This is a genomic window from Thalassomonas sp. RHCl1 (assembly GCF_947387555.1).
In the GTDB taxonomy this organism is placed as follows: domain Bacteria; phylum Pseudomonadota; class Gammaproteobacteria; order Enterobacterales; family Alteromonadaceae; genus Thalassomonas.
Map to the genome: position 1 here is coordinate 264,171 of NZ_CANDNZ010000008.1, position 14,775 is coordinate 278,945.

Annotated in this window: 12 protein-coding genes; 9 read left to right on the forward strand and 3 right to left on the reverse strand. The window is 46.5% G+C overall.

The genetic code is table 11. The features are described 5' to 3' along the window. Positions 1–229 precede the first annotated feature (229 nt). The 3 genes from QL234_RS21785 (at position 230) to QL234_RS21795 (ending at position 4,598) form a co-directional block, all read left to right on the forward strand. The gene (locus tag QL234_RS21785) at positions 230–1,612 is read left to right on the forward strand and encodes a hypothetical protein (RefSeq protein WP_281559870.1); all 1,383 of its coding nucleotides are present in this window, start codon (positions 230–232) and stop codon (positions 1,610–1,612) included. A 20-nt stretch (positions 1,613–1,632) separates the two neighbouring features. After that, complete coding sequence (locus QL234_RS21790) at positions 1,633–2,793, forward strand: imelysin family protein (protein ID WP_281559871.1); 1,161 nt, start codon at positions 1,633–1,635, stop codon at positions 2,791–2,793. Between the two features lie 185 nt (positions 2,794–2,978). Further along, positions 2,979–4,598, forward strand: coding sequence for a di-heme oxidoredictase family protein (locus tag QL234_RS21795; RefSeq protein WP_281559872.1), 1,620 nt, complete (start codon positions 2,979–2,981; stop codon positions 4,596–4,598). A gap of 89 nt (positions 4,599–4,687) precedes the next feature. Here QL234_RS21795 and QL234_RS21800 read toward each other — a convergent pair whose 3' ends face one another. Together QL234_RS21800 and QL234_RS21805 are read right to left on the reverse strand one after the other, a co-directional pair. Further along, positions 4,688–5,653: an NAD(P)-dependent oxidoreductase gene (locus QL234_RS21800; protein WP_281559873.1), complete on the reverse strand. Its 966-nt coding sequence runs from the start codon at positions 5,651–5,653 to the stop codon at positions 4,688–4,690. Between the two features lie 23 nt (positions 5,654–5,676). After that, positions 5,677–6,453, reverse strand: coding sequence for a transporter substrate-binding domain-containing protein (locus QL234_RS21805; protein WP_281559874.1), 777 nt, complete (start codon positions 6,451–6,453; stop codon positions 5,677–5,679). Positions 6,454–6,559: 106 nt separating this feature from the next. On the opposite strand from QL234_RS21805, the gene prmA reads away from it, so the two are divergent. From prmA to purD, 6 genes are all read left to right on the forward strand, one after another. Continuing rightward, on the forward strand, positions 6,560–7,447 hold the full coding sequence (gene prmA, locus QL234_RS21810; RefSeq protein ID WP_281559875.1) for a 50S ribosomal protein L11 methyltransferase: 888 nt from the start codon (positions 6,560–6,562) through the stop codon (positions 7,445–7,447). Between the two features lie 199 nt (positions 7,448–7,646). Next, positions 7,647–8,612, forward strand: coding sequence for a tRNA dihydrouridine synthase DusB (gene dusB / locus QL234_RS21815; protein ID WP_281559876.1), 966 nt, complete (start codon positions 7,647–7,649; stop codon positions 8,610–8,612). A 17-nt stretch (positions 8,613–8,629) separates the two neighbouring features. Then, the gene (gene fis, locus QL234_RS21820) at positions 8,630–8,917 is read left to right on the forward strand and encodes a DNA-binding transcriptional regulator Fis (RefSeq protein WP_044832893.1); all 288 of its coding nucleotides are present in this window, start codon (positions 8,630–8,632) and stop codon (positions 8,915–8,917) included. 440 nt (positions 8,918–9,357) lie between these two features. After that, complete coding sequence (gene purH / locus QL234_RS21825; RefSeq protein ID WP_281559877.1) at positions 9,358–10,953, forward strand: bifunctional phosphoribosylaminoimidazolecarboxamide formyltransferase/IMP cyclohydrolase; 1,596 nt, start codon at positions 9,358–9,360, stop codon at positions 10,951–10,953. A 177-nt stretch (positions 10,954–11,130) separates the two neighbouring features. After that, the gene (locus QL234_RS21830; protein ID WP_281559878.1) at positions 11,131–11,946 is read left to right on the forward strand and encodes a methyltransferase; all 816 of its coding nucleotides are present in this window, start codon (positions 11,131–11,133) and stop codon (positions 11,944–11,946) included. 73 nt (positions 11,947–12,019) lie between these two features. Continuing rightward, entirely contained in the window at positions 12,020–13,303 is a 1,284-nt protein-coding gene (gene purD / locus QL234_RS21835) for a phosphoribosylamine--glycine ligase (protein WP_281559879.1), read from the forward strand. Positions 13,304–13,395: 92 nt separating this feature from the next. On the opposite strand, the gene QL234_RS21840 is transcribed toward purD, so the two are convergent. Continuing rightward, entirely contained in the window at positions 13,396–14,139 is a 744-nt protein-coding gene (locus QL234_RS21840) for a hypothetical protein (RefSeq protein WP_281559880.1), read from the reverse strand. Positions 14,140–14,775 lie beyond the last annotated feature (636 nt).

Consider the following 14,775-nt stretch of genomic DNA (forward strand, 5'->3'; position numbering starts at 1 on the left):
GATACCTTTTCCCTTTAACAGCCGGGGTTAACAGTTCGCACATTTTTTGCCTTTGGCAATGTCAGATATGTCGCATGTTTATTTTTCGCCAGAGTCATAAACTTTGATTTATATCGACAATGCAAATATAAATAAAAATCATTCTCAATATCGTTTGTATTTGTCTCGGGTAATCTTTATTATGACGCCATTAATAATATTAATTCTCATTTAGATTTGGTTGGTTGTTATGAAATTTACTTCATTAGGGAGCCTGGCTTTGCTGACGCTGGCGATGAGCAACAGCAGTTTTGCGGTTACCCAAGATGAGTTGCAGGCGATACTGGCAGAGCAAAAGCAAAAATTAATCGAAATAGAGCAGCAATTGGCGGAGTTGAAAAAAGCCAATGCAGAGCAGAAAAAACAGGCCGTTTTGGCGAAAAAGGCTTCGAAAAGCCATGATGAGGCCGCTAGTGCTGAAAAAAACTGGTGGCTTAAGTCATACGGCAGCCTGCTCTATAAAAGTGAAGAAATCTTTAGAAATACCCAGGATATCGATCCCGATCGCCGTGCCAAAACCGATTTAGAGCGGGTGGTGGTTGAGCTCGGCCATAAGTTTGACTCGCAATGGCAAATCGAGCTTGAGCTTGAATATGAACATGGCGGTACCGGTGCAGCATTGGAATATGACGGTTTCGAAGAATTTGGTGAATTTGAAAGTGAAATCGAAGCCGGCGGTGAAGTGCTGGTAGAGAAGCTGGAAGTTAAATATACCGTTAACGAGGATCTGGCGGTTAAGTTTGGCCGGATTTTTGTGCCTGTAGGTTTAGGCACCGAGTTACATAAGCCGGGTCAGTACTTCACCACCGAGCGTCACTGGAGTGAGGCCACCATGATCCCTCAGGTATGGCATGAAAACGGTATTAATGTCAGCGGCAGCTGGAACGGTTTTAATGCCCAGGCACTGGTAACCACGGGGTTAAACTCCGAGTACTTCCGCAGCTATCGCTGGGCAGCGAGCGGCCATCAAAAACGTTTCGAGCAAGTGAACAGTGATGACCTGGCCTTTACCTTGAGGCTCGATTACGGCGATCTCGCCAAAGGTACCGGTTTTGGTATCAGTTATTACACCGGCGATACGTCGGGTAACCGTAACAATGACGACAATATTGAAGGTGACGGCAACCTGACCCTGATAGGCCTGCACGGCGCCTGGCAGGGATACAACTGGCAATTACGCGGCCAGTATTTATACGGTGAACTCGATGATTCTGCCGCCATTACCCTGGCAAACAAAACCACACCGGGGCTGCAACCGGGTAACTTTGCCCAGGTCGGCAGCGAGGCGGAGTCGGCCTTTTTCGAAGCCGCCTATAACAGCCAGTCACTGTTTAATCTAAGTAAACCGCTTTATCTGTTTGCCGCCTATGAATATGCCAATCCGCTCAAAGAAGTCGAGCAGGGCAATGGCAGCGAGCGTTTTGACATCGATGAATTTGCCTTTGGCATTAATTACCTGCCAACCCCGGAGTTGGTGCTAAAAGCGCAGTTTGCCCAGCAACAATATGCCCAGGATAACCTGGACGATACCAACTCATTCAGCCTGTCCATGGGCTACTACTTTTCGCTTTAATACTATTAGAGACTAACAAGATGCTAACAAGAAAAACCCTGATTGCCGCTTCTGTTTCCGCACTACTGCTTACCGCCTGTGGCGGCGGCAGCTCATCAAAAGATAATAACGAGGAGGTTACGCCTGTCGAAGAAACCGGCTTTAGTTATGATGCCGGTGGTATGATCACTAATCTCACCAAGGACGTGATTGTTGCCGGTTATGATGATTTAAATACCAAGGCGGAAGTGTTTCACCAGTCCACCCTGACTTTGCTTAATACCCCGACGGCTGAGAATTTAACCGCGGCTCAAGCCGCCTGGCAGATTGTTCGTGTGCCGTGGGAGCAGGGGGAAGCCCATATTTTTGGTCCTGTGGATGCGTTATCCATAGATCCGCATTTAGATACCTGGCCGCTAAATACCAATGATTTGCAAACATTATTGGATGAAACCGACGGTTTTACCGCCGAGCAGGTGAAAGCTTTTAATGATGATGTCCAGGGCTTTCATACCATGGAGTTTTTATTATTCGGCGACGGCGTGACCGATAATACTAAGTCTATTGATGAAATGACCGCATTAGAGCGTGAATACCTGGTGGCGACCGCTGAAGTTTTCCAGGGCTATACCCAGGCGTTATACGATGCCTGGACCGTTACCCAGGATGCAACCGATGCCAATTCACCCGCCTACCAGGATTTATTGTTAACGCCGGACAATGAGGTTTATGCATCCGAGTTGGGTGTGGTGGAAGAGCTGATCAATGGTTTGATCGGCATCGTTGATGAGGTAGGGAATGGTAAAATTGCCGAACCTTTTGGCGCCAGCATTGATGCTACCGATACTTCTTTAGTGGAGTCTCAATATAGCTGGAATTCTTTAGCCGATTTCAGTAATAACATTCGCGGCGTGCAAAATGTTTATCGGGGAGAGTTCGAGAGCAATGCTGATGAGGCAGGGCTAATTGATTTTGTGACCGCAGCCGATGCTGCGTTGGCGACCCGGGTAGATCAAGAAATTGCTGCCGCGATTACTGCTATTGATGCTATTGCCGGTGACAACGACATGCCGTTCAGGCAGGCCATCAATGATGCTGATGCCCGTATACGCATCCAGGCTGCTGTCGATGCGTTATCGACACTACAGTCAGCCCTGGAAAACGATGTTTTAACCTTACTGAATGACTGGAAGCTTAACTAGCATTCATCATTAATCTTATGTTTTGCTTCTGTGGGCTGGCCTAGAGCAACCGGCCCGCAGAGCATCGATTCGTGACATAAGCAATACCCGTCGAGTCATGCAGCTCCCGTCCTGTTAATCGTGAATGTCTGGCTTTACAGGTGTCGGTAATCCCCATCCATCTTTTCAACATGTAACAGATAACTATGACAAATTTTAATGTGAATAAGACCCGAATGCTTGGTATCGCCGTGGTACTGGGCGCTTTATACGGCTGCGGCTCGGGTGGTTCATCAAGTGATGACAAATCTCAAGTGGTTGAAGTGCAATACCCGGATTATACCCTGGTAGAGAATCTCGGCGGCAGCGCCACCGCTGTAGATGCCAGTGACTCGGGGCATGGTTTTTCTACGCCGATCCCGACCTTAACCGAGGCCGAGCTGGAAAAACACCTGGCCGGTGATACCCATTTTGAAACCTCTTTTACCACAGCGCCAAACGAGGAACACCCCGAACTTGACGGCCTGGGGCCGGTCTTTAATAACCAGGACTGTAATTCCTGCCATCAGCGCGATGGCCGCTCTTCCACCCTGAGTGTGCCCGAAGGGCAGGACAAATTGCTGTTAGGCTCAGAAGCCGGAATATTCCTGCGCATCAGTGTTGATGACGGCGAATGTTCCACGCCGTCGGCAGACAACAATTATTGTAAAAATGTCGGCGTGCCCGGTTTTGGTACCCAATTGTTTCACCGCGGGGTCCTAAAAGCCCGTGAAGACTGGCAGGATAAGCCTTTCATCGGCCAGGCAAATGTTTACCTCAGCTATCAGTACCAGGATTTTGAATATCCGGACGGCAGCACTGTCACCTTGAAAAAGCCGGTGTTTACCATCGACGGTCTTTATGATGTCAGTGAAGATCAGCAGGAAAACAGTGCCCTGAAACAGGCAAATATCAATTTTGGTCCGAGAAACGGCATGCCGGTATTTGGTTTGGGTTTGCTGGAGCTGATCCCGGAGCAGGACATTCTGGCGCTGGCGGATGAAGACGACAGCAATAACGACGGCATTTCCGGTCGCCCGAACTGGGTTTATGATGCGATAAAAGACAGGGATAACGACCCGCTACCGGTATCCCTGGGGCGCTTTGGCTGGAAGGCCAATACCCCGAGTGTCCGGGTGCAGTCGTTAGGCGCCTTAAGGGGAGACATGGGCATTACCAACCCGCTGTTCCCGGATGAAAGTATTGCCGGTACCGCCATGCACGAAAGCTACCTGGCCCGTACCGGTTATGTTGATACCGGCGTGGACGAAAATGGCAATACCGAAGCAGATCAAACCTTCTCCGACGAAGTGGTGTTTTATGCCGAAACCTTGGCGGTACCGGGACGACGGGATATTAACAATGCTGAGGTAAAAGCCGGCGCCTTGTTGTTTGAAAAAATTAATTGTACCGCTTGCCACACCCCTGGGTTTGTCACCGCAAGCGGGGATGTAACCCTGGGCGGGCTAGCTGCGCCGGAAGCCCTTAAAGGCCAGGAAATTTACCCCTTCAGTGATATGCTGCTGCATGATATGGGAGCAGAGCTGGCGGATAACCGTCGTGACTTTACTGCCACGGGGCTGGAATGGAAAACCCGTCCATTGTGGGGTATAGGTTTAACGAAAACCGTCAACCCCGCCGCCGGTTTCTTACATGATGGCCGTGCCGATACCATAGAAGAAGCGATTTTATGGCATGGCGGAGAAGCGCAAAATAGTAAAGAGGCATTTGCCGGGCTGTCGGCAGCAGAGCGCGATCAGTTGGTTGCTTTTGTTATGTCGCTGTAATGCTTTAGTTTGACTTTATAGCCAGCAAAAAGCCCGGTTTATTTGTCAGTATAACCGGGCTTTTATTGTTGATAATTTACTTGGCTGGATTAGCCGCCACAAATAAGGGTTTTTTTATTGATATGGCTAAGCGATAAGGCTGCGTTCTCGGGGAGCGGGTGATATTCGGCAAGCAAATAAATCACTTTTTGTCCCGACGTGGCGAGCTCCATTGCATGTTGGTAATTGATCAATATGGTGGAAGATATCTGCTGCGGATATTTGTCGGCATCGCGGCGGATATATTCAATTAATTCCGGGTTGACCGCTTCGTCATAAAACACCGCATCGGCGTACTGCATTTCCCGGTGGGCGCTTAAGGTTAAGTTATCCGGGTTACCGTCCTGGGTATGGATAAAAACGATTTCCCCTGCCGGTGCGGCGATTTCCTGATTTAAACTGGCGATCAGTTGCTGCTCGGCCTGGGCGGTATTGCCGTCAAGGATAGCCTGTCCTATCTGACCCTTAAGGGTTTTTTCCCAAAAAGTGCGGCGGTTGCGTAAACCTTTCACCCTGGCTTTGACATGATCGCGAAATTTCAGGGAAAAGTCTGCCAAGCGGCCATAGGCGTGGGGCAGAACTTTTTCGATTTGCTCCCGTAACATTCTGACTAAAATCGGGGCGCTGCCGGAGCTGGACAGGGCGATGATCATCGGCGACCTGTCGATAATGGCCGGGGTAATATAGGTACAAAGTTCCGGCTGATCGACGACATTAACCAAAATGCCCAAACGGGTGGCTTCCTGGTAAACCGCGGCATTGACTTCGCTGTTATCCGTGGCGGCGATCGCTAGGCTTTTGCCGTCAAGTAGCCCTTGCTGGTAAGTTTGGCTGAGCTGAGTGAGCTGATGACTGTCGATCAGGCGCTGCACACCCGGGGAAAAGTTGTCGGATACCACAGTGATCTCTGTGGTGGATTTGAGCAACAATTCAATTTTACGGGCGGCGACATCACCGCCGCCGATAACGATAGCGTTAATTTTACTACCATCGAGAAAAACGGGAAAATACTTCATATACCTATCTTATTGATTAATTGCTACAGTTGCCATTTTTTCAGTATGGCCTGATATTGACCATTTTCTTTAAGTTTTTCCAGTGCTTTTGATAATTTATCAATCACGGACGGGGCTGTGCCCAGGCTTGCCGCCATATAGAGATCCGATGCCATATCCTCAATTTGATATAGCAGCACTAAATCTGCCGGATCATATCCTTCGGCTTTAACTTCATATCGCCATAACACACTGTTGGTAAATGCCAGGTCAACCCGGCCATTAAATAACTGCCCCCACATAATGCTATATTTACTACTGGCGTAGTAATTTTTCTTTGATATAAACCCTTTCTTCTTTAAATAGACTTCTGCTAAATCGTCCCGGACTGTGCCTACCCGGTATTGTTTGGCATCATCGAGTTTGTTGATCTTTATGTCGGCGCGAGATTTTAGTGCCGCCAAATGGGAGGTTAATGAATAGAGTTTACCAATCCAGTGAAAGTCCTTTTCACGCTGCTTGCCTCTGAGCAGGGAAAAGATAATGGTATTGGCCCGGGTGCGTGCGGTTTGGTAACTTCTGGCCCAGGGATAAATATGAATACTGGCGGATAAATTGGTTTCTTTTAACATCGCTCGTACCAGCTCTGCGATTGCTCCGTCTACCCGGTTATCGGCGCCGGTGAACTGAAACGGGGGCAACTCTTCGGTGACAAAGTGGATTTCCTCCGCCCGGAGCACAGAAATAGAAACAAACAAGGGGATCAATAACAGATATTTACTAAACAGGGTCTTCTCCCGATGATGTGATAAAACGTCCATTTCTACAATTTCTAGTACTTCTAAGCTTATGCCAGTATGCTGACAATTCAATGAATGGTAAACTAAGGTCAACCTAATATATAGTAAAGACAAACAGAGATCTCCCATGCCCTGGATACAGCTTAGATTAAATGCTGATGAAGACACCGCAGAAAAATACAGTAACTGGTTAAGTGCCAGCGGCGCCCAAGCCGTCACTTTTATTGACGCCCAAGATACCCCTATTTATGAACCTTTACCCGGAGATGAGGTGGTTTACTGGTCAAACACTGTGGTCATGGGCTTATATGATGCCAGTCATGATATGGACAAGGTGGTTAATTACCTTAAAGGCATACATCCGGATAAGGAAAATATGCACTATAAGCTTGAGCAGCTCGAAGATAAGGATTGGGAGCGTGAGTGGATGGATAACTTCCACCCGATGAAATTTGGCGAGCGCTTATGGATTTGTCCGAGCTGGCGTGAAGTGCCGGATGAAAATGCCGTGAATGTCATGCTCGATCCCGGCCTGGCGTTCGGCACTGGCACCCACCCGACCACGGCTTTGTGTCTTGCTTGGCTTGACGGTCTGGATCTTGAGGGCAAAACCGTGGTGGATTTTGGTTGCGGCTCAGGTATTTTATCCTTGGCAGCGCTGAAGTTAGGTGCAAAAAAGGTGATCGGTATCGATATCGATCCCCAGGCATTGCAGGCAAGCCTGGAAAATGCCAAGCGTAACCAGGTAGAAGATCGTCTGGAACTTTACCTGCCCAAAGACCAGCCAAAACTTCAGGCGGAGGTCGTGGTGGCGAATATTTTAGCCGGTCCTTTGCGTGAGTTGGCGCCGACCATTACCGAGTTTGTCGCACAAGACGGTCTGCTGGCATTGTCCGGGGTGTTGGAAAATCAGGCAGAAGAGTTGCAGACACTTTATGGCAACTGGTGTGATATGGAGCCTGTGGCGATAAAAGAAGAATGGGTGCGCTTGTCGGGGCGAAGAGTCGGGGCGTAGAAAAACGGCTAAAAAAGCGTTTTTTTTGGGCAGAAGTCGTTATAAATCGAACGATTTCTGCTCACATCAATAAATTGCAAAATGTCAATATTAAAATCGTGAAAAAAATCAATTTTTGTTCAATTTATATCCTTTCCAATCTCAATAAAAACACGTAAACTTAGCGCCCTTTTGACTCAGAGCTCAAAAAAACAACAGCGTGAATATAGGTCCTTACCAATTAGCCAGTAATGTAATGCTTGCCCCTATGGCAGGAATTACCGACCAACCTTTTAGACAATTGTGTTGTTCATTAGGTGCAGGTTTAGCGGTATCTGAGATGATGTCTGCCAATCCTAAAGTATGGCAGACGGAAAAGTCTAAACGCAGGTTGTTGCATAGTGCCGAAGCCGGGATTCGTTCTGTCCAGATTGCTGGTTCAGATCCCGATGAAATGGCTTATGCGGCTCAGGTAAATGTTGAGCATGGCGCCCAGATTATTGATATCAATATGGGGTGCCCGGCAAAAAAGGTCAATAAAAAATTAGCGGGCTCGGCGTTATTGAAAGAGCCACCGCAGGTTGAAGCGATTGTGAAAGCTGTGGTGGATGCGGTAGATATTCCGGTAACGCTGAAAATTCGCACAGGATGGTGTGAAAATACCCGGAACGGGGTTGAAATTGCAAAAATTGCTGAAGCTAACGGCATACAGTCGCTGGCTGTCCATGGCCGTACCCGGTGTGACTTTTATAAAGGTGACGCCGAGTATGACACCATAAAGGCAATTAAAAAGGCGATTTCAATTCCGGTAGTAGCAAATGGCGATATTACGACGGTGGAAACCGCCGAACGTGTATTGAGCTACACCGGAGCTGACGCCATTATGATAGGCCGTGCCGCCCAGGGACGCCCCTGGATTTTTAGGGAAATGAATCATTTCCTTAAAACCGGTACGCATATGTCGGCTCCTTCCATGGAAGAAAAACGTTCAATATTAATTGGACATGTAAAGGAACTACATAAATTTTATGGTGATTTTATGGGTGTACGATTTGCCCGTAAGCATGTGTCCTGGTATATGCAAGTGCATGATCAGGACAAAGCGTTTCGATCAATATTTAATGCATTAGAGTCCACAAATGAACAACTGGATGCATTAAATCTGTATTTTGATAATTTAACTTAAGAAAGAGTCTGAACTTTATGTTTGAACAAAATATTTCCTCTCCATTCATTACCGGTGACCTGCAAACTCAGACGAAGGCATCGCCTTTACGCACCCAGGCAAAAGTGGCTATTAAAAACTACTTATCTCAATTAAACGGTAATGATGTTGATGATATGTACGACCTTGTACTATCTGAAATTGAAGCGCCTATGCTGGAAGAAGTTATGCAGTACACTCGTGGCAACCAGACCCGTGCCGCTAACTTGTTAGGTATCAACCGCGGTACTTTACGTAAGAAATTAAAAAAATACGGTATGAATTAATATCGGTTTTTATACTTTAAATTAAGCACCTTCGGGTGCTTTTTTTGCTTATGGCGATCGTTATTTTGACATAAGTGACAAGAATTCAGGGAAGGAAAGGTTTGCTTTGGTTCGAAGCTTTGGCTTGAAATAAACGAAGTAAACCGGCGAGACGGAGTTTCTCAGTCTTATCCTTATTCTACTAGGTATAAGACAGATTCGGCGATACAATAGTCGCCGGAAAAATGCAGCAAAGATATCTGAGTTTTAACATATACCAGACGTAATAAATAAGTGAGCAAAATTCAATGAGGATAAACATTCAAATTCAAGGCGCGTGATAGAGCAATAGCTGGCTATTGGGATTGAGCGCAACGACGAAGTTGACTGTTTAGACCATTGAAGGTGATTAATTAATTATTTCGTTAGGTATTAATCTATTAAAGGTAAATAAAACAGCTATGGATACCCCACGCCCTATTAAACGCGCACTGTTAAGTGTTTCTGATAAAACCGGTATAGTCGAATTTGCCCGCGCCCTGGCGCAAAAAGGCATAGAATTATTATCCACCGGCGGCACCGCGAAATTATTGTCAGAAAACGACATTCAAGTCACCGAAGTTTCCGACTACACCGGACACCCGGAGATCATGGATGGACGTGTTAAAACTCTGCATCCCAAAGTACATGGCGGTATCTTAGCCCGCCGTGAACAAGATGAAGGCGTTATGGCCGAGCATAATATCAATGCCATCGATTTGGTGGCGGTGAATTTATACCCCTTTGCCAAAACTGTTGCCGACGATAACTGTACTTTGGCTGATGCCGTTGAAAACATCGATATCGGCGGGCCGACTATGGTACGTGCTGCGGCTAAAAACCATAAAGATGTCACAATTGTCGTTAATGCCGACGACTATAGCCGGATATTAAAAGAAATGGATGAAAACGGGGATTCGCTGCATTACCAAACCCGTTTTGATCTTGCCATTGCCGCTTACGAGCATACGGCTGCCTATGACGGTATGATCGCCAACTACTTCGGTAAGATGTTACCCGCCTATGGCGCTGAGAAAGCAGAGCAAGAAGAAAAGAACAAATTCCCGCGCACTTTCAACAGTCAGTTTATCAAAAAGCAGGACTTGCGCTACGGTGAAAACTCTCATCAGGATGCCGCTTTTTACGTAGAAGCCCAGCCAGAAGAAGCTTCGGTATCCACTGCCGAGCAAATTCAAGGTAAAGCCCTTTCTTATAATAATATTGCCGATACCGACGCGGCGCTGGAATGCGTAAAAGAATTTGCAGAGCCTGCCTGTGTTATCGTTAAGCACGCCAACCCTTGCGGCGTAGCCATTGGTGATAATATCCTGGCGGCCTATGAAAGTGCCTATACCACAGATCCTACTTCTGCCTTTGGTGGCATTATTGCTTTTAACCGCGAGTTAGATGCGCAAACGGCCGAAGCGATTATTTCCCGCCAGTTTGTTGAAGTGATCATTGCGCCGAGCGTATCCAGTGAAGCGGCAGAAGTTATTTCAGCCAAACCCAATGTGCGTTTATTGGTGTGTGGTCAGTGGGCAAGCGAAACCACCGGCTTTGATTATAAGCGGGTGAACGGCGGCTTATTGCTGCAAGACAGGGACCAGGGCAAGGTCACTGAAGATGAATTAAAAGTGGTCACTAAGCGTCAGCCGACAGCAGAAGAGTTGCGTGATTTACAATTTTGCTGGAAAGTGGCGAAATATGTGAAATCCAATGCCATCGTTTATGTCAAAAACAGCCAAACCATAGGGGTCGGTGCCGGACAGATGAGCCGGGTTTACTCCGCCAAAGTTGCCGGTATCAAAGCCGCCGATGAAAACCTGGAAGTAAAAGGTTCTGTTATGGCATCAGATGCCTTCTTCCCGTTCCGTGATGGTTTGGATGCCGCTGCCGAAGCCGGGATCACTGCCGTGATCCAGCCGGGTGGCTCTATGCGCGATGAAGAAGTGATTGCCGCAGCCGATGAACATGGCATTGCTATGGTCTTTACCGGTATGCGCCATTTCCGCCATTAATCGCGAATGAAGTATTGTTAACCTGAACCGGTTAACAATACAGCTTTGAGCTGGTGGTAATTAGCGTGCGGTTATTTGCGTTAAGTTGCGTAAATATCGCGAGTAACTGCACTGTTTTACCTGAAAAAATCTGTTATAACTAGTCTGTTTACTAACCCCTATAAATGGAAGAAGGCTATGACAATAATAAAATCTTTAACGACTGCATCCCTGTTAACCTTTGGGATTCTGGCATCAAGCTATACCACGGCACATGTACACGCGGATAAACTGACCCAGGCATTAGCCGGTGAACATAGATCCGATAAAAACAAAGCCCGTGATATCTACCGTCATCCGGAAAAAACCTTAGCCTTTTTTGGTTTTAAACCTGAGATGACTGTAGTAGAAATTGCCCCGGGCGGCGGTTGGTATACAGAAATTCTGGCCCCGGCCCTTAAAGGTTCAGGCAAGTTATACGGCGCTCATTACCCGGATACCGGTGAAGATAACTATTACAGCAACTCCCGTAAACGTTTGGAAAAGAAACTGGCGGGCAACCCGGTGTTCAGCGAAGTTGAATTGACCAACTTCGTACCGAAGAAAGCGAGTGTGCTTGCTCCGGCCGGTAGTGCCGATTTAGTGTTAACTTTCCGTAACCTGCATAACTGGGGTCACGAAGGCGTAGAGCAGTTATTTAAAGATGCCGCCAAAGCTTTAAAAGCAGGCGGGGTTTTAGGTGTGGTTGAACACAGAATGCCGGCTGACATGGAGTGGGAGAAAAATAAACGCTCCGGCTACTTCCCTCAGGCGGATGTAGTGAAATTGGCGAAAGCGGCTGGTTTTAAACTTGCTGCCAGTAGTGAGATCAATGCCAACCCCAAAGATACTGCCGATCACCCGAAAGGGGTATGGACCTTACCGCCGGTATTACGCTTAGGTGAAAAGGACAAAGAAAAGTATCTGGCGATTGGTGAAAGTGATCGCATGACATTAAAATTTGTGAAGAAATAATATTGGAAGGAGCAGGTTGTTATAATCTGCTCCTTTTTATTTGTGGTTTAGATAATTTTTAGGAACTAAATAAATGAACGTTTTGGTTATCGGTGGTGGTGGTCGTGAACATGCATTGGCGTGGAAAGCGGCTCAGTCGGCTAATGTCACTAAAGTGTATGTTGCTCCGGGTAATGCCGGCACGGTAAATGAAGAAAAAATTGAAAATGTCGCTATCAGTGCCACGGATATCCCGGGTCTATTGGCATTTGCCCAAAATAACCAGATCGAATTAACTATCGTCGGACCCGAGGCGCCTTTGGTTGTTGGTGTCGTTGATGAATTCAGGGCCGCTGGCCTGAATATTTTTGGTCCAAGTAAAGGGGCGGCTCAGCTTGAAGGGTCAAAAGCATTTTCCAAGGACTTTTTTGCCCGTCACAATATTCCCACCGCGGCTTATCAAAACTTTACCGAAATAGCTCCGGCAAAAGAATATGTACGTCAGCAGGGTACACCAATCGTGATCAAAGCCGATGGTTTAGCGGCAGGTAAAGGCGTGATCATTGCCGAAGATGAGCAGCAGGCTTTTGCTGCTATCGAAGATATGCTTGAAGGCAATAAATTTGGTGATGCCGGCAGCCGGGTGGTTATTGAAGAATTCCTCACCGGTGAAGAAGCCAGCTTTATTGTCATGGTTGACGGAGAAAATATCTTATCGTTTGCTTCATCACAAGATCATAAAGCACGCGATAATGGCGATAAAGGCCCAAACACCGGTGGTATGGGCGCCTATTCGCCTGCTCCGGTTGTTACCCAAGCGGTGAATGACTGGGCTATGGCTAATGTCATCCGGCCAACTGTTGACGGCATGGCACAGGAAGGTAATACCTACACAGGTTTTCTTTATGCCGGTCTGATGATAGCCGAAGATGGCACAGCCAAAGTATTGGAATATAACTGCCGTTTTGGCGATCCGGAAACCCAGCCTATTATGATGCGTTTACAGTCGGACCTGGTGGAACTTTGTTTGATGGCTTGTCGCGGCGAGCTGGATCAGGCAACAATAGCATTTGATCCTCGGGCGGCCGTAGGTGTTGTACTTGCTGCCGGAGGTTATCCGAATGCCTATCAGCAAGGCCTGGCTATTTCTGGTTTGGATACTAATGCCAGTGAGAAGGCTAAGGTTTTCCATGCCGGTACTAAAGTTACTGATAATCAGGTGGTGACTGCCGGTGGCCGGGTATTATGTGCTACTGCGCTAGGTGATACTGTGACTGAAGCACAAGCTCAGGCTTATAAGCTGGTTGAGCAAATCAGCTGGCAAGACATGTATTACCGTACTGATATTGCTTACCGGGCAATTGCCCGGGAAAAGTAAAACCTTAAGGCATGGAAAGACATAAAAAAAGCCCGACTTTAAGTCGGGCTTTTTTTATGGTGGTTTTTTTATGCTAGGAATAGGGTTTTGAATTATCGCTTGGCCAGCTCTTCTTGTTTGGCTCCGCCGGCAATTGCCGCAGCGATAACCGAATCTTCATGGGCACCGGCTTCTACGGCAGCGCTGATGATGTCTCTTGTTTGTTGTGATTGACTGGAGCTTACTGCAAGAGAAACAACGTCGTCGGCTTCATCAGGGTAAAGGGTTAATGCACTTTTTACTAAACCTGCAACCTGATCCGGCAGCGCTTTCATTGCCCCGGTTAAAATATCTAAAAGTTTGCCCGGATAACTCAGCAGGGTATCATCAATCACATCGTTAGTAACAAAAGGTTCGGTGATGATGGCAACCCGAACGATTTCTTCTATTTCTTTTGGGCGATGCGAAGCTGCAATATTGACGATTTCCCTGGCATACGCAGGTTCGGCTTCGACGGCGATACGTACTATGTTTTCGCTGTCGGTAACGTTTGCAGTGATCATGGTTTCAACCACTTCAGGAGCCAGCGCAGGCTCTGCCCGTAATGCTCCTATGATAATCTGGCGATATTTAGACGGGTAAGAATGTAAGGCAACTTTCAGAACGGTTTCAACCTGCTCCGGGTAACGTTTCAATATAGAGGCAACACTGTGCTGAACAGAGATGTGCTGTCTGACTTGTTGGTTAAGGAGTTTAGTAATAAATTTTTCTTGCTGTGATAACTCTTTAGAAAATGCACTTAAGCTGAGTGTATTAAGCAGAAGTAAAGGAAGTATTAAGCTGATTATTTTTTTCATTGTTATTATTCTCAAGCCATCTGTAGAAGATACTGCTTACATAAAGTTTGTCTGATTACCATTACAGGGCATTACAATATATTTCACCAATCAATATAGAACATATATTTGGATATATCTCCTGTGTATTTATACATGTAAATATCAGTGAACATGTTACACCTATTCGATATTAACAGTGGGTTTGTCGGTAAAATGCTCACTTTGCTTGAAATGCCAGCACTTGAAAAGTTTATTAAAAAAAGGTGTTGACCTCACCAAGAAAATGTCTAAAATGCGCATCCACTTCCACGGGGCAGCCCAACGAAGTGTTTTGATAAGTTTAGTTGATGCAATCATCAGTTAAACAGGCAACAAAACTTTGAAAAAAGATGTTGACATCAAAACTGAGAAGCGTATCATGCGCATCTCGCTTGAGACAAGGTCTTAAGCAACAACGGTTAACGAATGTGATTAATCATTTCATCTTCTTTCGAAGATGAGTTCTTTAAAAATTAGTTATCATGCAATTTGTGTGGGCACTCACGTTAATGTTGATTTTACATAGTCCTTCGGGACAAAAAATAAACTTAATGATGAATGACACACAAAACTATTTATTCATAGTTTTATATGTACAGATTCATTGAGTCAGAG

Excerpts from the sequence above, each read along its gene's own strand:
- QL234_RS21785 (WP_281559870.1), top strand. The coding sequence starts at position 230 with ATGAAATTTACTTCATTAGGGAGCCTGGCTTTGCTGACGCTGGCGATG.
- QL234_RS21790 (WP_281559871.1), top strand. The coding sequence starts at position 1,633 with ATGCTAACAAGAAAAACCCTGATTGCCGCTTCTGTTTCCGCACTACTG.
- QL234_RS21795 (WP_281559872.1), top strand. The coding sequence starts at position 2,979 with ATGACAAATTTTAATGTGAATAAGACCCGAATGCTTGGTATCGCCGTG.
- QL234_RS21800 (WP_281559873.1), bottom strand. The coding sequence starts at position 5,653 with ATGAAGTATTTTCCCGTTTTTCTCGATGGTAGTAAAATTAACGCTATC.
- QL234_RS21805 (WP_281559874.1), bottom strand. The coding sequence starts at position 6,453 with ATGGACGTTTTATCACATCATCGGGAGAAGACCCTGTTTAGTAAATAT.
- prmA (WP_281559875.1), top strand. The coding sequence starts at position 6,560 with ATGCCCTGGATACAGCTTAGATTAAATGCTGATGAAGACACCGCAGAA.
- fis (WP_044832893.1), top strand. The coding sequence starts at position 8,630 with ATGTTTGAACAAAATATTTCCTCTCCATTCATTACCGGTGACCTGCAA.
- purH (WP_281559877.1), top strand. The coding sequence starts at position 9,358 with ATGGATACCCCACGCCCTATTAAACGCGCACTGTTAAGTGTTTCTGAT.
- QL234_RS21830 (WP_281559878.1), top strand. The coding sequence starts at position 11,131 with ATGACAATAATAAAATCTTTAACGACTGCATCCCTGTTAACCTTTGGG.
- purD (WP_281559879.1), top strand. The coding sequence starts at position 12,020 with ATGAACGTTTTGGTTATCGGTGGTGGTGGTCGTGAACATGCATTGGCG.
- QL234_RS21840 (WP_281559880.1), bottom strand. The coding sequence starts at position 14,139 with ATGAAAAAAATAATCAGCTTAATACTTCCTTTACTTCTGCTTAATACA.